14 protein-coding genes and 1 tRNA gene are annotated in these 24,184 nt (G+C 41.8%); 14 read left to right on the plus strand and 1 reads right to left on the minus strand.

Annotated elements, in window-relative coordinates; translation table 11 throughout:
• The 14 genes from B4N75_RS00540 to purF form a co-directional block, all read left to right on the plus strand.
• A partial coding sequence (locus B4N75_RS00540; protein WP_296706304.1) for a hypothetical protein occupies positions 1 to 264 on the plus strand: 264 nt, incomplete at its 5' end.
• Between the two features lie 329 nt (positions 265 to 593).
• Positions 594 to 1,847 (plus strand): extracellular solute-binding protein, encoded by a 1,254-nt coding sequence (locus tag B4N75_RS00545; RefSeq protein ID WP_296706306.1) that lies wholly within the window; start codon positions 594 to 596, stop codon positions 1,845 to 1,847.
• A 243-nt stretch (positions 1,848 to 2,090) separates the two neighbouring features.
• The gene (locus B4N75_RS00550; RefSeq protein ID WP_296706308.1) at positions 2,091 to 4,541 is read left to right on the plus strand and encodes a putative glycoside hydrolase; all 2,451 of its coding nucleotides are present in this window, start codon (positions 2,091 to 2,093) and stop codon (positions 4,539 to 4,541) included.
• Positions 4,522 to 5,940, plus strand: a complete 1,419-nt coding sequence (gene mnmE, locus B4N75_RS00555) for a tRNA uridine-5-carboxymethylaminomethyl(34) synthesis GTPase MnmE (protein WP_296018508.1) — start codon at positions 4,522 to 4,524, stop codon at positions 5,938 to 5,940. Before B4N75_RS00550 ends, mnmE begins: the two co-directional genes overlap by 20 nt.
• A gap of 130 nt (positions 5,941 to 6,070) precedes the next feature.
• The gene (locus B4N75_RS00560) at positions 6,071 to 7,192 is read left to right on the plus strand and encodes a hypothetical protein (protein ID WP_296706309.1); all 1,122 of its coding nucleotides are present in this window, start codon (positions 6,071 to 6,073) and stop codon (positions 7,190 to 7,192) included.
• Positions 7,179 to 8,594, plus strand: coding sequence for an HD domain-containing phosphohydrolase (locus tag B4N75_RS00565; protein ID WP_296018498.1), 1,416 nt, complete (start codon positions 7,179 to 7,181; stop codon positions 8,592 to 8,594). The genes B4N75_RS00560 and B4N75_RS00565 overlap by 14 nt, the downstream gene beginning before the upstream one ends.
• A gap of 64 nt (positions 8,595 to 8,658) precedes the next feature.
• On the plus strand, positions 8,659 to 10,587 hold the full coding sequence (gene glmS / locus B4N75_RS00570; protein ID WP_296706311.1) for a glutamine--fructose-6-phosphate transaminase (isomerizing): 1,929 nt from the start codon (positions 8,659 to 8,661) through the stop codon (positions 10,585 to 10,587).
• 1 nt (position 10,588) lies between these two features.
• Positions 10,589 to 11,335, plus strand: a complete 747-nt coding sequence (locus tag B4N75_RS00575; protein ID WP_296668695.1) for a rhamnogalacturonan acetylesterase — start codon at positions 10,589 to 10,591, stop codon at positions 11,333 to 11,335.
• A gap of 91 nt (positions 11,336 to 11,426) precedes the next feature.
• A tRNA-Ile gene (locus B4N75_RS00580) sits at positions 11,427 to 11,502 on the plus strand.
• A gap of 299 nt (positions 11,503 to 11,801) precedes the next feature.
• Positions 11,802 to 13,316, plus strand: coding sequence for a DUF3943 domain-containing protein (locus tag B4N75_RS00585; RefSeq protein ID WP_296668697.1), 1,515 nt, complete (start codon positions 11,802 to 11,804; stop codon positions 13,314 to 13,316).
• Between the two features lie 145 nt (positions 13,317 to 13,461).
• Complete coding sequence (locus B4N75_RS00590) at positions 13,462 to 14,790, plus strand: pyridoxal-phosphate dependent enzyme (protein WP_296706313.1); 1,329 nt, start codon at positions 13,462 to 13,464, stop codon at positions 14,788 to 14,790.
• 181 nt (positions 14,791 to 14,971) lie between these two features.
• Positions 14,972 to 16,729 (plus strand): asparagine synthase B, encoded by a 1,758-nt coding sequence (gene asnB / locus B4N75_RS00595; RefSeq protein ID WP_296018460.1) that lies wholly within the window; start codon positions 14,972 to 14,974, stop codon positions 16,727 to 16,729.
• A gap of 154 nt (positions 16,730 to 16,883) precedes the next feature.
• Positions 16,884 to 21,416 carry a glutamate synthase large subunit gene (gltB, locus tag B4N75_RS00600; RefSeq protein WP_296706315.1) on the plus strand — a complete coding sequence of 1,511 codons (4,533 nt, stop codon included), beginning with the start codon at positions 16,884 to 16,886 and terminating at the stop codon, positions 21,414 to 21,416.
• A 164-nt stretch (positions 21,417 to 21,580) separates the two neighbouring features.
• Complete coding sequence (gene purF / locus B4N75_RS00605) at positions 21,581 to 22,957, plus strand: amidophosphoribosyltransferase (protein WP_296018450.1); 1,377 nt, start codon at positions 21,581 to 21,583, stop codon at positions 22,955 to 22,957.
• A gap of 144 nt (positions 22,958 to 23,101) precedes the next feature.
• On the opposite strand, the gene B4N75_RS00610 is transcribed toward purF, so the two are convergent.
• Positions 23,102 to 23,800 carry a DUF6261 family protein gene (locus tag B4N75_RS00610; RefSeq protein ID WP_296706317.1) on the minus strand — a complete coding sequence of 233 codons (699 nt, stop codon included), beginning with the start codon at positions 23,798 to 23,800 and terminating at the stop codon, positions 23,102 to 23,104.
• Positions 23,801 to 24,184 lie beyond the last annotated feature (384 nt).

A 24,184-nucleotide genomic window follows, 5' to 3' on the forward strand; every position in this document is an offset into this window, starting at 1 on the left:
GTAAAATACGCGCTTCTCCGCAATGTTGACACTGGCAATGGAAACACAGAGAGCCTTTGGGACGTTCAGATTGTTCCTGCTGTTGTTTATGGCGGAAATCATTATGTAAGTGGCGGCGAGCTTGTCTATGTTGAAGGAAAGGCAGCTGGTTGGAAAGAAGGTGAAATTGTAAAAGAAGACGGAGTTTCAATGGCCGAATGTGACGCTGTAGTCGGCTTTAACACTGGCCGCATGGACGTTGTGTTCTTAAAGAGCGAGAAATAATTTTCGCTAAAATTTATTTTCTAATACCGGCTTTCTGCAAAAATGGAGGCCGGTATTTTTTTTGTAAGGAATTGTGCGCCGGATAGTAGAGGCCGCTTTGCGGGTGCTTGCACCGTAGGCGCTGTGACGCCGGAGCCTCGGATAGCCGTTTGTGCGTAATTTGTGCGCCTCCTTTTTATTCTTTTTTTTTACGTTTTAAAGAATTTGAAAATAGGTTAACCAGGCTTTAATTTTTGTCGAATTTTAAATATATTGTTTTATAGGCTTGTCAGATAAAATATTGAAATTTAAATATTTTGTCTGGCGGCAAAACTGGTCAGGGGTTAAGAATGAAAAAAGTTTCTGAAATTTTAAAAAAATATAAAATGGCTGTAATTTTTGCAGGCCTCGCTGTTGTTTTTGCTTTGATTTGCATTTTTTGTGCGGTAAATCTTTTTTCAAAACCTGTGATTGGCTTTTATGGAATTGAGCCAGCTGTTCAAAAATCAATTTGCAGCGTTATCGAGAACTGGAACAAAAAGGCCGGGCAGCAATTTGAGTTTAAAACCTTTGATTCTTCAAAAACTCTTGAAAGTCACTTTTTTCTTGGAAAAAAGCCGGAATTGCTTTTTACTGTCAGCGGAAATTCTGTAAAAACAGCGGCAGAGGGGGCTTCTAAAAAAGCGGCTGTTTCTGAAAATTCCTTGCAAAAAATGACTTCCTCTATAAAAATGTCCGCAATTATGGGAGAAAATCCTGGAACTGTGAGCGCTCTTCCTTTGCTTACTGGAAATTTTGAAATTTCAATTAATACTTCTTCTTTTAAAACCTCTGGAATGAACGCGATTGCAACTTGGAGCGATATTGATAAATTCCTAAAAATTCAGAAAAAAAAACTTGATTATCCGGTTGTTTTTGCCGGAAAAGATTCTGATGTAATGCTCGACTTTTTAGGCGCCTTGACCGAGGCTTTTGACGGCGCAGGAGAATATAAAAAGGCGGTTGAAATTATTGAACATGCAAAAAACAAAGGATGGAAGGTTTCGGAAGTTGCAGAGCAGTTGTGCGGAAGTTACAATGCTCCTCTCTATGCTTCCGCAAAGCAGCTCTCAAAATGGTACAATGCCGGACTTTTAAACCGCGATGTTTTTAATCTTTCTCAAAAAGATGTCAATGCATTTTTGCAGGCAAGGCTTGCCGCAATGGTTTTTATGCCGCTCAGCCAGCACAGGACTGTCGAAAACCGCACAATTGAACGTTTTTCTACGATTTACTTTCCGTCGGAAAAGGCTCCGGGCGAACGCAGTTTTACGGCAGAAATAATTTATGCGGTTCCGCAGAAAAAAAACAAACTGAATACGCTTTTAATAGAATATCTTAATTCGGATTCTGGACAGGAAGAATTGAGCCGTGCGACCGGACTTGCTCCAGTTTTTGCCCAGTGCAGGACTCCTGACCGCCAGGCGGACGACGTTCGTTATTGGGTTGCCGCGACAAATGCGCCTCTTGCCGGCTTGAGCCGCGAAGTTGCTCTTTCAAAAAAGCAAAAAGATGAGCTTGCTCAGGAATTAGCCGCAAAAATAAAATTCGGGCAGTTTGAATAATCTGAATAAATTTTATTGTAAACCGGAAGTTTTGCCTGAAAAATTTATGCGTCAGCGATGATAGCAGCGGCGCAGCCGTTCGCTTGCGAATGGAGGCGAAAGCCGGAACTGCGGTCGTAGCGACCCGCGAAGCGGGGGACGCCCAAAAAATTCTAAATTCAACTTTTAAGGTTTTGTGCCGATACTCAAGATATGCGCGTATATTCATTACTGATTAGTTCTATTATTTTATTTTCGTCGTGTGTGGCTTCTTCTCAATCGTCTAAAGATATTTACAAATTGCCGGAAACTTCGGCTCAGACTGTTGAAACTGCAAAGGCTGGCGGCGTGATTGCTGGCGCTGCGAGCGGTCTTTACAGAATTACTTCGACTAAAACGGCGATTCCGATTTGGAACGAAGGAAAAGTTTTAAAAATTATCCGCACGCGGCAAACTGAACAGAATTTGGCGGAACAAAATGATTTAGCTGAAAAAAATATTTTGACGGAACAAAATTCGGATTCTGGCCTTTTAAAAAACGAGGCTGAAAAAAACGGCCCGCGCTGGTATTTTTTGACAAGCCGTGGAATTTTGACTTCTTCTGATTTGCAGAATTTTGAATATCGCAATAATGGACTTCCGTTTTTGAAAATGAAGGAAGTGAATTTGGATCAGGTTTCTTTTGTGGACAGGCCTGCGCAGCTAAAGGATTTGGAAGTTCATCCTGAAAACTCTCAGATTCTCGTGACTGCAACGAAAGACCGCGTTTATATAACTTATGACGGCGGATTAAACTGGAAAAGCCTTGGGTCGATGAGCAGCGCGACTTCTGGAATTAAGGCTGTTGCGGTTTGTACGGTTGGCGGCGTTCTTACGGTTTTTGAATCTCATCCGATTTTTGGTTTTTCGTATATTCAGCCGCAGAGCGCAAAACCTGTCTGGAAAGATTGCAATGGCGGTTTTGACAATATGAAGGGGCAGACTTATCCTGACGAAATTGCTGATATTTGTCCGGTTGTTTTAAAAAATTCTGATGGAACTTCGTCTACTGAGATTTATGTGAGCCAGACTTTTTTGCCAAGGCTTTATAGATTCAATTGGCAGACAAAACGGGCGGAACTTCTTTATAGCGGAAAAGAGCCGGCTGACACGATTGACGGTCTTTTTTGGGACGGAAATGAACTTTTGTATACCCGTCCGGGCGAAGTGGCTTCGTATTCTCCGCAAAACCAAGGACTTGGTTCTATTCCTCAGAGTTATTATACGTGGAAAAAAACATTTTCTGCGATTGCGCCGAACGACACTCTTTATTCAGCATGGATTCCTGACGAAAAAAATCTTTCCGAAGGAATTTCTTTGAGCGAGCTCTGGCTTTTAAAACCTGAACTTTGCACAAACCAGTATGCGCAGAAAGCGTTGAACCGCCGCTCAATTTACTGTCCGGCAAACCATGTGACAACTCAGGCTGGAATCGACAAATACAAAAAAATTATCCTTGGCAATAAGCTTGACAGTCTTGTAATCGACATGAAAGATGACTATGGACTTTTGCGTTACGATGCGAAAGATCCTGTTGTAATCGAAAAAGGTTATATTTCGAGATACCATATAGATTTAGAGCATTTTGTCTCGGAAATGAAAAAAGACGGAATTTATCTGATTGCGCGAATTGTTGTTTTTAAGGACAAAAATCTAAGTCAGTATGCAGGTGGAAAATATGCGGTTTGGGACAAAACTTTAAACAAGGCGTGGGTTGGAACTCGTGGTTTTGAAGATATAACCGATGAAGACGGAAATGTTATTGGTCAGAAAACGGCATATTATGACGAGAATTGGGTCGATCCGTATTCTCCTGAAGTTTGGGATTACAATGTGCGGATTGCGCGTGAACTGATTGCCGGCGGATTTGATGAAATTCAGTTTGACTATATCCGTTTTCCGACAGACGGACGCAATATGGCAAATGCGGTTTTCCGCTGGAAGGAGAAAGGCATGGACAAGGAATCGGCCCTTCTTTCTTATCTTGCTTATGCCAGAAAAAATATTGACGCTCCGATTGGAATTGATATTTACGGCGCAAACGGCTGGTATCGTTCAGGAACTAGAACTGGGCAGGACGTTGAGCAGCTTTCGGAATATGTGGATATAATCTGTCCTATGTTCTATCCGAGTCATTTTGAGCAAAACTTTTTGGATTACGCTCCTTATTCTGAACGGCCTTACAGAATTTATTATTACGGAACTTACCGAAACACTGTAATCGGCAGAAACAGAATTATTATAAGACCGTGGGTTCAGGCTTTTTATCTGAATGTGCGGTATGACCGTCAGTGGTATGGCCAGGAATATGTTCAAAAACAAATTTTTGGCGTGCGCGACAGTGTTGACCGTGGATATATGTACTGGAACAATATTGGCCGCTACGACGATATTTTGCCGGATGTTGGAAATTCTGCTTATAACGGAACTGCAGCCGAAGCCTCAAAAGAATACAGGAAACCGGCTCTTGGAAACAAAAATCTGCTTTATCCAGAAAATATAGAAACTTTTGAAAATATAGAAAAATTGCAAAACAAGGCTGTAAGCGAATTTATTATGGACAGCGGAAAAAATGAACTTGCAGGAAAAGAAGGAAAAAAAGGAGGAGGATTTCCTTCGATTGGCGACATAAAAAAACTCTGGCAGGCATACGAAATTGACAAACGCGAGATATAATTTAGATGAACCGGTTGCGGCAATTGCGACAGCTCTTGCTCCTGCTGCTCTCGGCATTGTCCGTGCAAGCGGAAAAAACTGTATCGAAAAAATTGCAGAAATTTTCTCAAGACCAAAGGCCTTAAAAGAAGCCGGTGGAAATTCCATCGTCTACGGCTGGATTTTGGACAAAAATACAGAATCTGAGGAAGAAAATGCAGAAAAAATTGACGAGGTTTTGATTTCTGTTTTTCGCGCTCCAAAAAGTTTTACTGGCGAAGATATGTGCGAAATTTCCTGTCATGGCGGAGTTTCTGTTGTAAATGCAGTTTTTGAAACGCTCTTAAAAAATGGTTTTCGTCAGGCAGAAAAAGGCGAATTTACTTTTAGGGCTTATATAAACGGCAAGTCGGATCTTACAAAAGCGGAAGCGGTTCGCGAAATAATTGATTCTAAAACCAGCGACAGCCGTTCCCGTGCCGCTGGAAGACTGAGCGGTTCGCTTTTTGAAGAAATTGATTCAATAAAAACTCTTGTGACGGACACCCTTGCCGCAATCGAAGTTGATATTGAATATCCGGAAGACGAAGAAACTATTGCCGACAGTTTTGACCCGAAAATGCTCGAAAATGCCCGCGACCGTCTTTGCGAGCTTGCTTCTTCATGGAAAAGCGAAAAAATTTACCAGGACGGGGCAAGAATTGTTCTAGCTGGAAAAACAAATGCCGGAAAATCTTCACTTTTTAACGCGCTTTTGAAGGAAGATCGTTCGATTGTAAGCGACATTGAAGGCACAACCCGCGACTGGATTGAAAGCTGGGTAAGTTTTGACGGAATTCCTGCCAGGCTTTTTGACACTGCCGGACTTAGAAAGACAGATGATATAATAGAAGCAAAAGGCGTAGAACTGACCGAAGATTTGGCTTCAAATGCGGATTTAGTTCTTTATCTTGTGGATTCTTCCAAAGGCGTTCTGGACGATGATAAAAAATTTTTAGAAAAAAACAAAAATATTCCGGTGATTGTCGTATTCAATAAAATGGATTTGACAGGCGGAAATGAAAAATCTTTTGAAGAAGTTTTGGCTTCTGAAGGAATAAAAGGCTCTGTAAAAATTTCTGCAAAAAAAGGAATTGGAATTGGAGAACTTACAAATCTTGTAAAAAAGACGATTCTGAATGATTCGACTGTAAAAAGTGAAAAAACTGGACTTGGTTCGGAACGGCAGAAAAAGAGCGTGGAGCAGGCTCTTGAAAGGATTGAACATGCTCTGGAAATTGCCAAGGACGAAACTTATGGTCTTGACGCTGTAGTTCAGGATTTGGAAGATTCTTTGGACAGTCTTGGCGAGGTAACGGGCGAAGTTACGCCGGACGATGTTTTGGGTTCGATTTTTAGCCATTTTTGTGTCGGAAAATGATTTTTTGCAGGCAAATGCGGTGGATTTTGACAAGATTATCTGGGCGAATGTGATTAAAACCCAACCTATTATTTGACGCTAACGCAATCTGAGTGTTAAAATTGAATAATCTATCAGAGAGGATTTTTACATGAAAAAATCTGTAAAAAAAATATTCAAATTTTGCGCCTTTGCCGGCATTTTTATTTTTGGATCGGAATTTTTATTTTCGCAGGAATCGCTTGATTCTGTTTATGCTCAGATTGATTTAGCATTTGTTGAACAGTCGCCGGAAAATATTTCAAAAGTTCTTGAAAAATATTCATCTTCAAAAGACTATTACCTTTACGAGGCTTACACTTTAAAAAAGACAAGACAATATGTTGTTGAAAATAACCTTGAGTTTGCGCGCGATGCTACTCTTGCCGTAATTGACAATAATCTCGAAAATTTTGATGCCGTTGACTTATATTCGTATATTGACCGCGCAATTTTGAGCGAAGAAGCGGCTCGCCGCGCAGAAGAAAACCGCCTTCGGATGGAAGCAGAAAGACTTGCCGTTTTGAACGAACGTACGAAAGCAAAAATTGCAAAATCTGACACTTATTCTAGTGTAAATACAGCGTCAGGAACTTCAATTTACATAAATCAGGAAAAAGCTTTTTCATCGATTGACTGGAACGTGAGCATTGGAATTGCCGATGTGCTTTTCCAGAGCGTAACAAAACCTGACAGTTATTCAAGCCTAAAATACGGACTTTCTTTTGGAGCAAATCTTTTCTATAAAACTGAAGAGTATATTGCCGGCGGTGAAGTTTTTGCAGATTTTGAAATGCTTACGCTCGGCGCTGGAGAGCAGGAAATAATCAGCACAGGAAAATTTGTCCCGATGATTTCTTTCCCGTCGTTTAACAAAAATTTCTTCCTTCGCGTTGGAGCGGCTGTTCAAGGGCTTGGCGCCCAGACAGAGGTCGAAACAGGTTCTGTAGAAACATTTTTCTCTCCAGTTTTTGGAATTGGCCTTTTCAATATGATGCTTGGTTCGACCGCAGTTGATATGTATTATGACTATTATTTAGGTCATTTTGCGTACGATGATTTAAAATCCAGTATGGAAGCAGGTTTTTCTGTAATGCTCCCGCTTACTGAAAACGAAAGAACAAGAATCGGTTTAAAACTCGGACTTGTTGATACGCTTTTTATAAAGGATGAAGGAATCGATAACCGTGCAAAAGGAATTATTTCGATTGGAGTAGGAAATGTTAAAAATTAAAAAAGTTTGTTCATTTGTTGCGTTGATTTTTACAGCAGTTTCGGTTTTTGCCCAGTCGGGAACAGCTGAACTTACAAAACGTTATCTTGAAAGGGCAAATACTCAGTATGAAAATGCTCAGTACAACGATGCTTATAAAACAATAAATGCGGTTTTAAAATTGAATGAATCTTCCGGAATTCCGGCAAATGCCGCTCTTATTGCGACACAGATATATTCAAAGGTTTTGGACGGCATAAAATCGTCAGGAGATTATTCAAAATTTGGCGATGTGACTGCAAATCTTGAAAAATATCCTGTAATTGCAGACAGCGCAACCCAGCAAAAAGTAAAGGCGATTTATGCTCAGCAGGAAGCGGAGCTTCAGGCAAAAAAAGAAGCCGCGCAAAAAGCCGAACGTGAAGAGCAGCTTAAAATGTATCAAAATCAGCTTGAAGAACATAGAAAAAGCCAGTCTTCTTTTATGGACGCAATGCAGAAAAGCCAGGAATCCGTAATGAACTCAATCGTAGAGCTCGGTGAAAATATGTCCGAAGCTTCAAAACAGAGTGCAAAATCAAATCATATGGTTTTAATTGCTGTTTTGATTATCTGCATTGTCCTTGTTTTTGTATTTATAGTTGTAGTTCTCGCAATTCGCGCTGCAGCAAAAGCAAGTGCCCGTCAGTCAATGCAGTTTACGGAAACTTTAAAGCTTGTTCAGGGAATGACGCAGCAAAACAGCCAGCTGCTTCTCGGAAATGTTACGGATTTGCAGAGGCTTGGAGGTCCGGGACTTCGTTCTGCAGGAAGCAGCCGATGGGGAGTTGACGCGCTTCCGGCTCCAGAAATGAGCGAAGAAGACAAGGAAGAATTAAAAATTCTTGCTATAAAGTGCGAAGAGCTCGGTTCTAAAATTGACAGCGTAAGCCGCCGAAAAAACAACTCAAAGAACGTAAGCGAATTGGTTTACAAACTTTCTATTGCCCTCGGCTTAAACCAAAATACTGCGATGGTTTATTTCTGCGCGTCTATGGTTTACGATGCAGGTTTTTTGTCTGTTCCAGAAGAAGTTCTTTCTAGTGCAAATTTGACTGAAGAACAGAAAGATGAGCTTAAAACCCACGTTTCAAATTCTGCTGAATATTTTGACTTTGTTCCAAAAAAATATATGCAGATTTTTGAAGATGCGGCCAGCAGCCATCACGAAAATGAAGACGGTTCAGGTTATCCAAACGGCTTAAAGGAAGATGAAATTCCACAGATTGCAAAAATCATTCACGTTGTGGAAAGTTACAATTCCCTCATAAGCCGGCGCAATTACCGTCAGATAAAAGACAAGGAAACTGCTATCGAAGAGTTGCTTGCAAAGACGAATTTGTATGATGAAACCGTTGTAAAAGCATTGGATTCCATTGTTTAAATTACATATTTTCGATATTATTGAACCGCTATTTTTATAGCGGTTTTTTTTACGGGGGATTGTTATGTGTGGAATTGTTGGTTATGTTGGAGAAAAAAATGCGACTCCGATTCTTATAAATGCTTTAAAAAAACTTGAGTATCGTGGATACGATTCTGCAGGAATTGCTGTTTTGGGAAACGATGACATAATCGTTCGCAAGGCAAAAGGCGCAATCAAGTATCTTGTTGAAAAAATTACAGGCGAAGTTGTAAAAGATTCTAAAAATTTGTCAAAGGAAGAATGTGAAAAAGCCGAAGCTGAATATGAGCGTCAAATTGAAAAAACAGCTGATTTTGTAAAAGGAAATATCGGAATTGGACACACTCGCTGGGCAACTCACGGAGAGCCAAGTGATTTAAACGCTCATCCGCACACAAACGTAAGCGGAACAATTGCCGTAGTTCACAATGGAATTATCGAAAATTATGCAAAAATCAAGAACTGGCTTCAGAGTCAGGGCGTTGTATTTAAAAGCCAGACAGATACAGAAGTTGTCGCACATCTTATAAATTATTATTACGAACAAAAAAAGGACATTTTTTATGCAGTTTTGCAGGCTCTTAAAAAACTTGAAGGAAGTTATGCGCTCGGTGTTGTGTGCAAGGATTTTCCAGACAGAGTTATTGCCGCGCGAAAAGATTGTCCTCTGATTGTCGGTGTTGGCAATGGTGAAAATTTTATAGCGAGCGATGTTCCTGCAATTCTTGAATATACCCGCGAAGTTTATTATCTTGAGCAAAAAGAAGTTGCCGTTCTTTATGCAGACCATGTTGATTTATTCAACGAAGACGGCGAAAAAATCATAAGAAAACCTTCGCATGTTGAATGGGATTTGTCTGCCGCAAAAAAAGACGGTTATGCTCACTTTATGCTTAAAGAAATTCACGAGCAGCCAAAAGCCCTGACAGACACTTTGCGTCCGCGCCTTGTAATCGAGAATAATGTTCCTGTGGATATAAAGTTTGATGAATTCGATTTTGATGAAAACTGGAAAAATGCCGGACGAATCGTAATCACTGCCTGCGGAACTGCTTCTTATGCAGGAATGGTTGGCCGTTACGCATTTGAAAAATTTGCAAGAATTCCTGTTGTTGTGGACGCCGCTTCAGAATTCCGCTACAGAAACCCGATTTTAAAAAAGGACGATATTTTTATTGTAATAAGCCAGTCTGGCGAAACAGCCGACACTCTCGAAGCTTTGAGAATTGCTAAAAAATGCGGCGCAAAAGTTATTGCAATTACAAATACTGTCGGTTCGAGCGTAAGCCGCGAAGCAGACCGTGTTATTTACACATGGGCAGGTCCGGAAATCGCAGTTGCTTCGACAAAAGCTTATACGACACAGTTGATGTGCCTTTACTTGCTTGCAATCAAAATGGGCGAAGTCCGGGGAACGATTGCAAAAGACGATTATTTAAAGCTTTTAAAACAGCTTGAAGAAATTCCTGAAAAAGCAAAGCAGATTGTAGAAAATCAGCCGGTAATCCAAAAATTTGCGTCCGAACAGTTCAATAAAGAAAAAATATTTTATATTGGACGACTGTTCGACAGCGCTTCTTCAATGGAATGCGCGCTCAAATTAAAAGAAGTAAGCTACATGCACAGCGAAGCATTCGCAGCCGGAGAACTAAAGCATGGGCCGATCGCTCTTGTTGATAATTCTACTTTGGTTGTTGCGCTTGCGACGGAACCTGCTCTTTATGAAAAAATTGCATCTAATATTCTCGAAGTAAAAGCCCGTGGAGCCGCAACTCTTGTAATTACTCAGGATTGCAGCGGAGCTTTTAAAAACTGTGCTGATACGACAATTCAGATCCCAGAATGTGAAAACGACTTGGCTTCGATAATTTCTGTAATTCCAGCTCAGCTTTTTGCTTATTATTGCGCTGTTCAAAAAGGTCTTAACCCTGATATGCCGCGCAATCTTGCAAAGAGCGTTACGGTAGAATAAAATGCGGATTTTGTGTTTGGGCGACAGCATAATGCAGTACAACGACTGGACTTCTTATCCTCAGACAGGCTGGGTTCAGTTGTTGGACAGATTTTTTGAAACCGGAACTCAAATTTTGAATTTTGCGCGCAACGGAAGAAGTTCAAAGAGTTTTATTGCCGAAGGCCGGTTCAAAAAAGTTTTGGAGCAGGCGCAGCCAGGCGATTTTGCTTTAATTCAGTTTGCCCATAATGACGAAAAATCAAATGATCCGGAGCGCTATGCTTCTCCAGAAAAAGGCGGGGAATTTAGAAAAAACTTAAGTTTTATGGCTAAAGAACTAGAAAAAAAAGGTGTAAAGCCAATTTTTTTGACGCCTGTAGCAAGACGAAAATTTGTTTCTGAAAATAAAATAGAAAACAGCCACGGACTTTATCCGACTGCGATTTTAGAAACCGCCGCCGAATTAAAAATTCCCTGCATTGACCTTACGGCTCTTTCGACAGAATATTTTGAAAAATGCGGAAAAGAAAATAGTCGCCGTTTTTTTATGAATTTTGACGCCGGAATTTTTGAGAACTATCCTGACGGAAAAAGCGACGACAGCCATTTGCGCTGCGACGGAGCATACTGTGTTTGCCGGCTTTTTGTTATGGCACTTTTAAAAATAAAGGACAGCTGGAGCGAATACAAAGTTTTGGCAGAAAAAGTCTGCATAAAAGGAATTTATTCCGACCGGGAAATTGATGACGAAAAACTCTTCTGGTAAATTTTTGCGAGTTTTGGGCTTGCTTAATTGACGGCAACCGCTGTTTTTTGATATAATCAAAAAAGTATCAGGTCATAAGCCTCTACAACCAGGGCCATTAGCTAAGCTGGTTGTAGCGCCGGCCTTATAAGCCGGGTCTTACCCAAGTTCAAGTCTTGGATGGCCCAAAAATTGCCCGACTTGTCGGGCAATTTTTTTTGTAAGCACAGCATCTTTTTTATAAAAAAATAAAAGCCAATGTACGCCGGATGCGGCGGACTTTAGTTCAGGACGGCATTTGTGAAAATGCCGTCCTGAATGTAGCGGAAGCGGAATCCATAGCAGCCGGTTTTTGAGTTGATAAATGTTAAAAACAGGCGGATGAGACTTTTTTCTAAAATGCCGTCCAAAATAAAAAAAAATCTAAATTTAACTTTTATTTAATTTTTGCTAAACTTAAAATCAATATAATTTGTAAGGATTTTGTATGAAAAGTTCAAAATTTGTTTTTGGAGCTTGTCTTTTTTTTGTTATGGCTTCTCTTTTGCCGGCTCAAAATGCAGAAAATGCGGTTTATGATGGAGAAATTGTTTTTAGCGCTTCTGTTTTGAGTGATGAGGAAACTCCGTTTTTTGGCGGCTGGACTGGTGAATGGAATGAAAGAAAACATCCTTTTGTTGCCTTGACTGGCGCGCTCGGATTTAACGTTCTGCTTGCAACATGGAACCGTTATATGATTGGTTCAAACTGGGCAAAAACAGGCTGGGACGAATGGAATCACTTTTGGGAGCGGGAGATGTCCTGGGACCGCGACTGGTATTGGACAAACTTTTTTCTGCATCCTTATCAGGGTTCTATGTATTATATGGCTTCCCGCGGTTCAAATTTAAATCAGCTTGAGTCGTTTTTGATTACGGCTCTTGGTTCTTATACTTGGGAGTATCTTTGCGAAACAAATGCGCCTTCAAAAAACGACATGGTTTTTACGAGCGTTGGTTCGTTTGCTGTCGGTGAAATGTTCTACCGTCTGAGCATTGAGGCGGAAGAAATCAATTCGCTTTTAAAAATCGCGATAAACCCTCAGCGGCTTTGGACTGAATATCTTTGGGGAATCAAGCCAAAAAAGACTGGAGGACATATTCACAGTTTGTCGCTCGGCGTTGATATTGGAAACGTAAATGCAGGAGTTCACCTTAAAGACAAAAAATATGAATATCCTGAGCACGAAGCATTTCCTCTTTTTGGAATGGTTGAGTTTAAGGTTGAGTACAACGATCCGTACCGCCACGATTCAAACCGTCCTTATGACCAGTTTACGCTGGAAGTTCAAGGCGGAATCGGAAAAGGCTCTGGAAAAGGCTCATACTGCGCTTACGAAGATGTTGACGAAAAATTATTCTACGACATCCGCATTCTTTCGGACGGAATGTTCTTTGCGCGCGAGCTGGACTTAGGTCAAAATGTCGATACTTCTGTCGGCGCCGTAATGCTCTACGATTTTGACTGGCAGTCGTTGTATGTTTTTTCTTCGCTTGCTCCGGGTTTTGCGTTTAAGCAGCGTTTTAACGGCGAGGACAGAGCTTTTGAGTGGCAGGCAATGCTTGCAGGAATTTTGCTTGGAAATACAGATTTTTATTATTATCAGCGCAAGGTTATTCCTGAGCCGGATGGAGTTTCTTGCGGATACAACGATACTGTAGGTTTTGAATCTGTTTTAAAATTAAAATATGCGGCGGAAAATGGATTTGCCTGCGGTCTTGATTTTAGAGGTTACGCAATGTACGACTTTAAAAATCAGCTTCAGAGTTTTTGCAGCACAGGCTGGGAATTTTTCGGGCTTTTGTCTGCAAGCGTAGAAGTTCCTGTTTCAAAAAAAGTGCGGATTGGACTTCGCGACGAGCTTTTTGGAAAATTTACGCGTTATAACGATACTGATACTGCCGGCGATTTGCGTTATATTGTGAATACAGCAAGGGTTTTTGCAAAACTTCAGTTAAAGTAGCTTTTTTTTTGTGTGGCTTTTTGCTGCGCAAAAATCAGGCTTTTCTGGGTTCCGGCTTTCGCCTGCATTACCGGTTGCAAGCAGCCGACAACGGCTTCGCCGCCCATACAATCCTTGCCACATTTGTAAATTTTTGGGAGAAAAAATGAAATTTGTCAGCACTAGAAATTCAAAGAATTCTGCCGATTTTGAAAAAGCTGTATTGGACTGCCTGCCTTCTGACGGCGGACTTTATGTTCCTGAAATTACGGCGGATTTAAGACGGTGGATTTTATATGCGGATTCTAACACTTCGTTTGCAAATATTGCAGGAACTTTGACTTCTGCCTGCATAAATGACGAATTCTCTCCGATTATTTGCGAAACGATAGCCTCAAAAGCGTTTACTTTTACGCCGGAAGTAAAAAAAATAGACGAAAGATTTTATTCGTTAAAACTTTACAATACTCCGACTGGAAGCCATAAGGACTTTGGAATTTCGTTTCTTGTAAACTGCATCGAAACAATCCACGCATTGAACGGCGGTTTTTCGACTTTTCTGGATGCGACTGTCGGCGAGCTTGGAGCAAGCCTTGCTCAGTTTTTGCGCGGAAAAAAGCATGTAAAAGCGGTTTTGGTTTATCCAAAAGGCATGGTCCGCGGTCTTGAAGAAAGCGATTTTGTCTGGAACGGAGGCAATATTCTTCCTGTCGAAGTTGACGGAACAGAAGCCGACTGCCACAAAATTGTAAGGGAGATTTTCGACGACAGACAGCTGGTCGAAAACTTTCATCTTACCGTTGCAAACACAGCAAATATCGGCCGCCTTATGCCACAGCTGTTTTTTTATCCGTACGCTTTTACCCGGTTAAAAAAAGAAGTTTATTCCGACATTTATTATGCAATGCCTTGCGGAAATTACAGCAACCTTGTTGCAGGGCTTTACAGCTGGCGCTTGAGTTTGCCTGTGAATGGATTTATCTGCCCGACAACTGCAAGTCTTGTGCTCGATCCTACAGGGCTTTGTTCCGTGCCTGACGATATGGTTCCTTTTGAAAAGCGTTCCCGCTCAGATCCTGCAAGCCCTTCCAATCTTGAACGGCTTGAAGATATTTTTAGCCGCAACAGCCTCATGCTCAAAAATTTTGTTTATCCTGCAGATGTAAGCGATTTTGAAACCGACGAAGCCTGCCGTGAACTTTTTATGAAATATTCAATTTTTGCGGACAAAAACACTTCTGGAGCGTATGCCGCGATAAAAAAACGCCGTGAGTTTTTGGAAGAAGATGATTCGACTGTTGTGCTTATAGAACGCGATGATCCGTCTTTAAGCACAGAATATGTCCGCCATACGACAGGAATTGCTCCTCAAATGGGCAAAAATGTTGAAAAGGCTTTGAGCGAAGTAAAATTGAACCAAAAAACTGTCAAAGAAACAAAAGAAATTGTGGACTTGATGAAGATGTTTTGCGGTTTTGACAGCGGGCATAACTAAAAATTGCATAAAAATTTTGTGCACTTGCCAAAAAATATTCAATTTTGTAATATAAAACTGCTAAGGCAAAGAGGCCGTAGATAATTTTCTAGTTTTTAGAAAAATGTCTACGGCCTTTTTATTTTTAACCAGAAAAACAAAAGTCATTTTTTTTGAAAGGCGGCTTTTACTGGAGGTGTCTATGTGTGGATTTGTAGGTGCATTTGATTTAAATTCCGGCTCTCAGCCGATTGATGAAGGTCTTAAGGAACAGCTTAGAAAACAGGTTCTTGATATGTCGAGAACGATTCGGCATCGTGGACCGGATTGGACTGGCGTTTACACTGGGGACAATGCGATTTTGAGCCACGAAAGGCTTGCAATTGTAGACCCTTTTTCTGGAAAACAGCCGCTTGTAAGCGATGATGGAAAAATTATTCTTGCTGTAAACGGCGAAATTTACAACCATCAAGAAATTCGCGAAGAATTCAAGGGAAAGTATAATTTTAAAACAATGTCGGACTGCGAAGTTATAATCCCTCTTTACAAGGAATGTGTTGCGAACGGAAAAAATTTTTCTGAGATGATAGAAAGACTTTCTGGAATTTTTGCTTTTGCGCTTTATGATTCTGAAAAGGATGTCTATTTGGTTTCTCGTGACGAAATTGGTGTAATTCCTTTGTATCAGGGCTGGGACAAGCAGGGAAGATATTTTGTTGCGTCCGAACTAAAGGCTTTGGAAGGCGAATGTCAGACAATCGAAGAATTTCCGAACGGATGCTATTTGTATTCGCCAGACAAAAAAATTGTGCGCTGGTATAAACGCGACTGGGAAAGTTTTGACAATGTAAAGGACAATCCTAAGGCTACGAACGAAAAGGGCGAAGTTATAAATCCTGCAATTATTGAAAATTTGCGTAACGGACTTGAAGCAGCAGTAAAAAAACAGCTTATGTCTGACGTTCCTTATGGAGTTTTGCTTTCTGGCGGTTTGGACTCATCTATTATTGCCGCAATTACTCAAAAATATTCAAAAAAACGCATAGAAACTGGCTCGAAGGAAGAAGCTTGGTGGCCGCAGCTGCATTCTTTTGCGATTGGGCTTGAAGGTTCTCCGGATTTGATTGCTGCAAAAAAAGCGGCTGATTACATTGGAACGATTCATCACGAAATTCACTTTACGATTCAGGAAGCTTTGGATGCTTTGGAAGATGTGATTTACCACATTGAAACTTATGACATTACGACTGTCCGTGCTTCGACTCCAATGTATCTGCTTGCCCGCGCAATAAAGGCTATGGGAATAAAAATGGTTTTGAGCGGCGAAGGAAGCGATGAGCTTTTTGGCGGATACTTGTATTTTCATAAGGCGCCGAACGCCAAAGAGTTTCATGAAGAACTCGTACGCAAAATGAGCAAACTGCACCTTTATGACTGTTTGCGCGCGAATAAATCGCTTATGGCCTGGGGAGTTGAAGGCCGTGTCCCGTTTTTGGACAAGGAATTTATTGATATTGCAATGCGCTTAAATCCGGCTGACAAAATGAATATCCGCCTTTTGGACGGAAAACAGAGAATGGAAAAATGGATTTTGCGAAAGGCTTTTGAAGATATGCTTCCTGCAGAAATTTGCTGGCGTCAGAAAGAACAGTTTTCTGACGGTGTTGGATATAACTGGATTGACACCCTTAAAAAACTGACAGAAGAAAAGATAAGCGATGCTGAATTTGAACGCCGTGAAAATCGTTTTCCGGTTAATACGCCTAAGACAAAGGAAGAATATTATTACCGCGAAATTTACAGCAAGCTTTTTCCGAGCGACAGTGCCGCTAAAGTTGTTCCGCATGAAGCCGGAGTCGCATGTTCGACAGCAAAGGCTCTTGAATGGGACGAAGCTTGGAAAAATATGGACGAACCTAGCGGACGCGCAATTGCCGGAGTTCATGACAAGGCATATTGATTTTTTTTGAATACACTTGCGTCAGGGATTGGAGGGGCGGCGGAGCCGTTGCGTTTAGCAATGGAGCGGCTTTGCCGCGGAACCCCGGAAAGCCCGACGGCACGCAGTGCCGGGACGCCCGAAAATTTGGAGAATTTATTCTGGAGAATATTAGATGAATACACTTTATGAACCTTCTTTTGAACACGATAACTGTGGAATTGGCGCTGTTGTTAGCATTGAGGGAATAAAAAGCCGGAAAGTCGTTGACAGGGCACTTTCTATTGTCGAAAAACTTGAACACAGGGCTGGAAAGGACGCTTCCGGAAAAACCGGCGACGGTGTTGGAATTTTGCTTCAGATTTGCCATGATTTTTTTAAGGAAACTGCCGGCGAAGCAGGAATTGTGCTTGGTGATGAAGGCGAATACGGAATAGGACAATTTTTCTTTCCTCAGGACGAGGTAGAGGTTGAAGCGGAACAGTCGCGTTTTGAAGCGGAATGTTCGGCTTTTGGACTGAAATTTTTGGGCTGGAGAAAAGTTCCTGTTTTGAGCGATGTTTTGGGCGAAAAAGCGCTTGAGTGTATGCCGACGATTATTCAGGGATTTGTTGAAAAGCCTGTCGAGTGTAAAAAAGGGCTTGATTTTGACAAGCTTTTATACGGTTTGAGACGTTCGTTTGAAAAAAATGATTCAAAACCTGCAAAAACGTACATTTGTTCGCTTTCGAGCAGGACGATTGTTTATAAAGGGATGTTTTTGGTTCAGCAGTTGAGGACTTTTTACAGAGATCTTCTGTCTGACGATTATGTTTCTGCCGTGGGAATTGTCCATTCGCGTTTTTCGACAAACACTAATCCTAGCTGGCAGCGTGCTCATCCTAACAGATTTATTGCGCACAACGGTGAAATCAACACAATCCGCGGAAATGCAGACCGCATGCTTGCCCGCAACGGCGAAATTGACCTGAGCGGTTCGGATTCTGCAATGCTCGACAATACTCTCGAATATTATGTAATGAACGGAATGGAGTTTCCGCAGGCGGTTTTGATGTGTATTCCTCAGGCGTGGAAACATGACAATTCGCTGAGCCAGGAACGCAAAGATTTTTATCATTATTGGGCGACGATGATGGAGCCTTGGGACGGACCTGCCGCGATTTTGTTTAGTGATGGTGAAATTTTTGGCGCAACCCTTGACCGAAACGGACTGCGCCCGAGCCGGTATTATATTACAAAGGACAACATGCTGATTCTTTCTTCAGAAGTCGGCGTTTTGAATATTCCGGAAAGCAATATCGTGACTAAAAGCCGCCTTGAACCTGGAAAAATTCTTCTTGTTGATATGAAGAAAAAGCGACTGATTTCTAATGACGAAATTAAAGATTTGTATGCCTCTAAATTTCCTTATGGCGAATGGCTTAGTCAAAATCTTATTCCTCTTCATTCTCTTAAAATTCCGAACAAAAAAATTCCTGTAAGCACTCAGGATGAGCGCGACAAGCTTTACAAGGCTTTTGGCTGGTGTTTGGAAGATGTCAATGAAATGATTCTTCCAATGGCAAAAAACGGTGTAGAACCGACTGGCGCTATGGGAATCGATACTCCGCTTGCTGTCATGTCGGAAAAACATCCGCCGCTGTTCAATTATTTTAAGCAGCTTTTTGCTCAGGTTACAAATCCGCCGATTGACTCTTTGCGCGAAAAAATCGTGACGGATACGACGGTTTATGTTGGTTCTGACGGAGATATTCTTCATCCTGCTGGAAAAAATTGCCATGTTCTCGAAATAAACAACCCGATTTTGACAGGAGTTGACCTTTTAAAAATCAGCGCGCTCAATCAAAAAGGTTTGCGCGCGACAAAAGTAAGCCTGCTTTATGATTTTCCAAAAGATGTGGAAAGTCATCTTGCAGACGGAAAAATTCTTGAAAAAGCGGTTGAAAATCTTTGCGGACAAATTGATAAAGTTTACGGCGAAGGTTTTAACATTGTAATTTTGAGCGACCGCGGTGTTGACGAAAGCCATGCCGCAATTCCGTCTTTGCTGGCAGTTAGCGCAGTTGAGCAGCATTTAATCCGTACAAAAAGACGGACTCTTTGTTCTGTAATTTTGGAATCTGGCGAAATTCGCGATGTGCATCAGGCGGCAATGTGTCTTGGTTACGGCGCCCGTGCTATAAATCCTTATCTTGCGCACGAATGTATTTCTGAACTCATTGATAAAAAACTTTTGGACAAGGATTATCATACTGCGATTGACGACTACAACAAGGCGATTATGAACGGAATTGTAAAAATTGCCGCAAAAATGGGAATTTCGACCTTGCAGTCGTATCAGTCGGCTCAAATTTTTGAAGCAGTTGGTATTTCTAAAGAACTTACCGAAAAATATTTTACAAACACTGTAAGCCGAATTGGCGGAATCGGTTTAAAAGAAATCGAAGAGGACATAAATTTCCGTCATTCTTCTGCTTACGTAGAAAAACTTGAAGACCTGCTGACTGTAAACAACCGTCTTATGAAACTTGATATGCTCGGCGAGCACAAATACAAGGCTGGAGAAACTTGCGAAGACCACTTGATTACGCCACAGTTGATAAAAGTTTTGCAGGAAAGCTGCCAGTCTGGCGATTATGAAAAATTTAAGGCCTATTCGGCAATGGTTGATGACAGTTCGCATCCTCACACTTTGCGCGCTTTGGTTCAGTTTGATTTTGAAAATGCTGTGCCAGTTGACATAAGCGAAGTTGAAAGCGTTGAGGAAATTGTAAAGCGTTTTAAGACTGGGGCAATGAGTTACGGTTCAATTTCGGAAGAAGCGCATAAATGTCTTGCTGTTGCAATGAACCGCTTGCACGGAAAATCAAATTCTGGTGAGGGCGGAGAAAATCCTGACCGTTTTGGAACAGAATATTCTTCGGCAATAAAACAGGTTGCTTCTGGACGTTTTGGCGTTACTGAGGAATATTTGCTTTCTGCAAAAGAAATTCAAATAAAATGTGCTCAGGGCGCAAAACCGGGAGAAGGCGGACATTTGCCGGGCAAAAAAGTTTATCCGTGGATTGCCCGTACCCGCTACGCAACTCCTGGAGTTTCTTTGATTTCGCCTCCTCCTCATCACGATATTTATTCGATTGAAGATTTGGCTCAGCTTATTTACGACTTGAAAAATGCAAACAGAAAAGCTGATATTTCTGTAAAACTTGTAAGCGAAGCCGGGGTTGGAACTATTGCGGCTGGCGTTGCAAAGGCCGGCGCTCAGATTATTTTGATTTCTGGTCATGACGGCGGAACTGGAGCTGCTCCGATAAGCTCTATTCATCATGCAGGACTTCCGTGGGAAATGGGACTTGCAGAGACTCATCAGACTTTGATCCAGAACAATTTGCGCGGTCTTGTCCGGCTCGAAACTGACGGAAAACTTATGGACGGCCGCGATGTTGCAATTGCTGCAATTTTGGGCGCGGAAGAATTTGGTTTTGCGACTGCGCCTCTTATTGTAATGGGCTGTAAAATGCTCAGAGTCTGCAATCTCGACACCTGTCCGTTTGGAGTTGCGACTCAGAACGAGAAACTTCGCGCAAAATTTCCTGGAAAACCTGAGTATGTCGAAAACTTTATGCGCTATGTTGCCCAGGAAATTCGCGAAATTATGGCAAAACTTGGAATTCGCTCAGTCGAAGAGCTTGTCGGAAGAACAGATTTGCTCAAATTGAAGAAAAAACAGGGATTTAGCAGGGCAAATCTTTTGGATATAAGCCGGATTCTTTCTCCCACGGACGATACCTGGAAAACACATTTTGAAAACGGAAAACTCAAGGATGAAAAAGAATCTCTTGAATTTAGCATTGATGCGCTCAGACTTTTGCCGGTAATGGACAATTCGCGGCTTACGACCCTCAAATACGATGTTCAGTGCACGGACAGAACCGCAGGAACTATTTTAGGTTCTGTAATTCAGGAAAAATACGGAATTTCTTTGGAAGAAGACAGATATGTTGTTCATTTTACGGGCGGAGCCGGACAGTCGTTCGGAGCATTTATTCCAAAAGGACTGACACTGCGTCTTTCTGGAGATGCAAACGATGCTGTCGGAAAAGGTCTTAGCGGCGGAAAAATTGCCGTGCAGCCGTCGGAAGATTTTGAAGGCGAGGCGGATGAAAACGTTATTGTCGGAAATGTCGCATTTTTTGGAGCAACGAGCGGAAAAGGTTTTATAAACGGAGTCGCCGGGGAAAGGTTTTGCGTGCGGAATTCCGGGGCAACTGTTGTTTCTGAAGGCTGCGGCGACCACGGACTTGAATATATGACCGGAGGAATGGCAGTGATTCTCGGAAAAACCGGCAAAAACCTTTGCGCAGGAATGTCGGGCGGAGTCGCCTATATTCTTGATGAAAAACACGACCTTTACAAACGGTTGAACAAAGAAATGGTAACGATGTATGATCTGGACGATGAGACAACTGTTGCCAGAAATACAACTGATTGTGAAATTTTAAAAGATTTGATTGAGCAGCATTACGAAGAAACTGATTCTAAAAAGGCAAAGAAAATTCTTGAAGAATGGGAAAATTATATTCCGAAGTTCAAGAAAATTATTCCAAACGACTATTTGAGAATGATGACGGAAATTCGGCTGGCTGAAGAATCTGGAGAAAATTACGAAGACGCTGTGATGAGCGCTTTTAAGAAAGTTACTGCGTAAGAAAATGCGGCAGGGGGCGGAAGGGCGCGAAAGCGATGTTTTTGCGGCGGTTGAGCTTTGCGAAACCAGAGCAAAAATATTGGAGGCGAAAAGCCGGAACCCTGAAGCACCCGATTTTGTGCAGCAAAGCGAAACAAAAGCCGCCCAAAAACTGGAGTTTTAAAATGGGATTAAAAGATGAATGTGGCGTCTGTGGAATATTCAGGCCGGAAAATCTCGAAAGTGACTCGACTGCTTCTTCGATGGCGTATTTTGCGCTTGTAAGTTTGCAGCATAGAGGTCAGGAAAGCGCAGGAATTGTCGCTAGCGACGGGCAGACTTTAAAATTGAAAAAAGAAATGGGGCTTGTCGGCGACGTTTTTCATAAAGAAGATTTTGAAGAATTGAAGGGAAGAATTGCGATTGGACATGTGCGCTATGCAACGGCTGGCGGACGGACGATTGAAAATGCCCAGCCGATGCTGAACAGCTTTAAGCTTGGTTCGATTGCCCTGGCCCACAACGGTCAGCTCGTAAATTATGAGCCCTTGCGCGAAATGCTCGAAGATTCGGGAAGCACTTTTAATTCGACAAGCGACACTGAAGTTATTTTAAAATTGATTGCGCGTTCGTACAAAAAAGGAATCGAAAATGCGATTCACGGAACGATGCAGCTTATAAAAGGTTCGTATGCCTTGTGCATTTTGACCCAGGATTCTTTAATTGGCGTGCGCGACCCGAACGGAATTCGCCCTTTGTGCCTTGGAAAATTGCCTGAAGTTGACGGCAAGCCGGGCGGTTATATTCTTGCAAGCGAAAGCTGCGCGATTGATTCGGTGAATGGAGAACTTATCCGCGACATTAAGCCTGGAGAAATTATTATTATCAATAAAGACGGAATTCATTCCTCCTCAATTGATGTAAAAAACCGTAAGCAAACATGCGTTTTTGAATATGTTTATTTTTCAAGACCGGACAGCGTTATTGATGGAATTCCTGTCCAGGAAGCGCGGTACAGAATGGGACAGGCTCTTGCCCTTGAAAGTTTTGTCGAGGCTGATGTTGTCGTTGGAGTTCCAGACAGCGGAATTGGCGCCGCGATGGGATATTCAAAAGCGAGCGGAATTCCTTATGTGACTGGAATTGTCAAGAATAAATATATTGGACGCACCTTTATTGCGCCGACGCAAAAAGAACGCGAAAATATGGTTTTTGTAAAGCTGAATGCGATTTCGAGCGATTTGCGCGGAAAAAAAGTCGTTGTAATTGATGATTCTATTGTCCGCGGAACCACAAGCAGGCGGCTTGTTCAGATTTTGAGAAGGGCTGGCGCAAAGGAAGTCCATTTTAGGGTAAGCTCGCCGCCAGTAAAATTTCCGTGCCATTTGGGAATCGACACTCCAAGCAAAAACGAGCTGATTTCGAGCATGCATGAGGTCGATGAAATTTGCAAGGAAATTGGAGCGGATACTCTTGCGTTTATAAGTCTGGACGGAATGATAAAGGCTTTGGGCGGAGACAGTTTTTGCAAGGGCTGCTTTAACGGCGAATATCCGGTTTAATATAAGTTTTGTTCAAAAAGTTAAAAAATTTGCCTGCCCTAAAAGAAAACAAACTTTTGCAAGAGGCGGCATTTTTTTATTTTTTGATAGAAAAAAGGCGGAATCCTGTTATCGGGATTCCGCCTTTTCTGTTTGAGTTATATTTTATTTTTTTCTGCCGGTTACAGCGGCGTTAGCCTTGTCTATTTCCGCGCCGCATTTTAGGGCGAATTCCTTGTAGCCGCCAGATAAAGCGACAGCTGAAAGATATGGAACAAGCCTTGTGTTCAAGACTTCAAGAAGCGGCTTTTTCACGCTGCTCGCGCTTTGCCCTTTTGTCACGCTTGCGTGGGTAAATTCATCGTTCGCTTTGTTGAAGTTGTCCTGCGCGCTTCTAAGGTTTTTTATAATCTCGCCGACGCCTTCAAGAGTTTCGACATTCGCTTTTGCATCCGCTGCGCTGAGGTCTTCAAGAAGGCTTTCAATCAAAGATGATTCTTCCGCGTAGTTCTTTGTGGTTATTGACTTTCCGTATTTTTGGAAAATTGCGAGAAGGTTCTGCGCCGCGGCCTTTTTCTCAGGAATAGGAAGAGCCGCGTAGCCGTTCAGCGCGTCAGAAAGGCTTCTGACAGCCTCGTCCCTTGCGATGTCTGCCTCGTCAAGGCTGCTTGTAACCTTGTCGCTTTTGATTGCCGTTGTCAGGGCCGCTGAAAGGCTTTCAACGTCTGTCATCACAGCCTTTAGATTTGCGTCTTCCGCCATAGTTCCGTCAGCGTCAGAAGAATAGTCCTTGTAAAGGCGCACAAGAACGTCAGAAAGTGTGTCGAGCTCTGCGACGCGAAGTGATGTTTTTGCTTTGTTCATTTTTTCCTCCTATAAAAAGTCAAGATTAAAACTTCAGTTTTAGGATTGACTTTTTAAGTTGTTTCGCAACGAAGTGAGAAACAACCGATGATAAGAAAGTTTGCAACGCAAACTTTTAAAGATAAAAACAGACGCTATTTTCGGCTGTTTTTATCTTATGCTCCTCCTTATGAATAAAAACAAAAATATTGCCGTTTTTTTGCGGCAATGCAGGGATTAAAAAATAAACAAGACAAACTCCGAACTTTTGTAAGAATAAATCTCCGGTTTTCCGCAAAATCGCGCTGTTCTGATTTTTGAACGGTGAATTTTGTTTATTTTTCTCTTCGATATGATATGAATCTAATGAATTTCTTATCCATAAGGCAAGAAGAAAAATGACGA

It is taken from the genome of Treponema sp. UBA7570 (assembly GCA_002477955.1).
Taxonomy (GTDB): Bacteria; Spirochaetota; Spirochaetia; order Treponematales; family Treponemataceae; genus Treponema_D.

Coding starts and splice junctions, on each gene's coding strand:
- B4N75_RS00610 (WP_296706317.1), bottom strand. CDS start 23,800: ATGAACAAAGCAAAAACATCACTTCGCGTCGCAGAGCTCGACACACTT.
- gltB (WP_296706315.1), top strand. CDS start 16,884: ATGAATACACTTTATGAACCTTCTTTTGAACACGATAACTGTGGAATT.
- B4N75_RS00575 (WP_296668695.1), top strand. CDS start 10,589: ATGCGGATTTTGTGTTTGGGCGACAGCATAATGCAGTACAACGACTGG.
- B4N75_RS00565 (WP_296018498.1), top strand. CDS start 7,179: ATGTTAAAAATTAAAAAAGTTTGTTCATTTGTTGCGTTGATTTTTACA.
- asnB (WP_296018460.1), top strand. CDS start 14,972: ATGTGTGGATTTGTAGGTGCATTTGATTTAAATTCCGGCTCTCAGCCG.
- B4N75_RS00585 (WP_296668697.1), top strand. CDS start 11,802: ATGAAAAGTTCAAAATTTGTTTTTGGAGCTTGTCTTTTTTTTGTTATG.
- B4N75_RS00545 (WP_296706306.1), top strand. CDS start 594: ATGAAAAAAGTTTCTGAAATTTTAAAAAAATATAAAATGGCTGTAATT.
- B4N75_RS00590 (WP_296706313.1), top strand. CDS start 13,462: ATGAAATTTGTCAGCACTAGAAATTCAAAGAATTCTGCCGATTTTGAA.
- glmS (WP_296706311.1), top strand. CDS start 8,659: ATGTGTGGAATTGTTGGTTATGTTGGAGAAAAAAATGCGACTCCGATT.
- purF (WP_296018450.1), top strand. CDS start 21,581: ATGGGATTAAAAGATGAATGTGGCGTCTGTGGAATATTCAGGCCGGAA.
- B4N75_RS00560 (WP_296706309.1), top strand. CDS start 6,071: ATGAAAAAATCTGTAAAAAAAATATTCAAATTTTGCGCCTTTGCCGGC.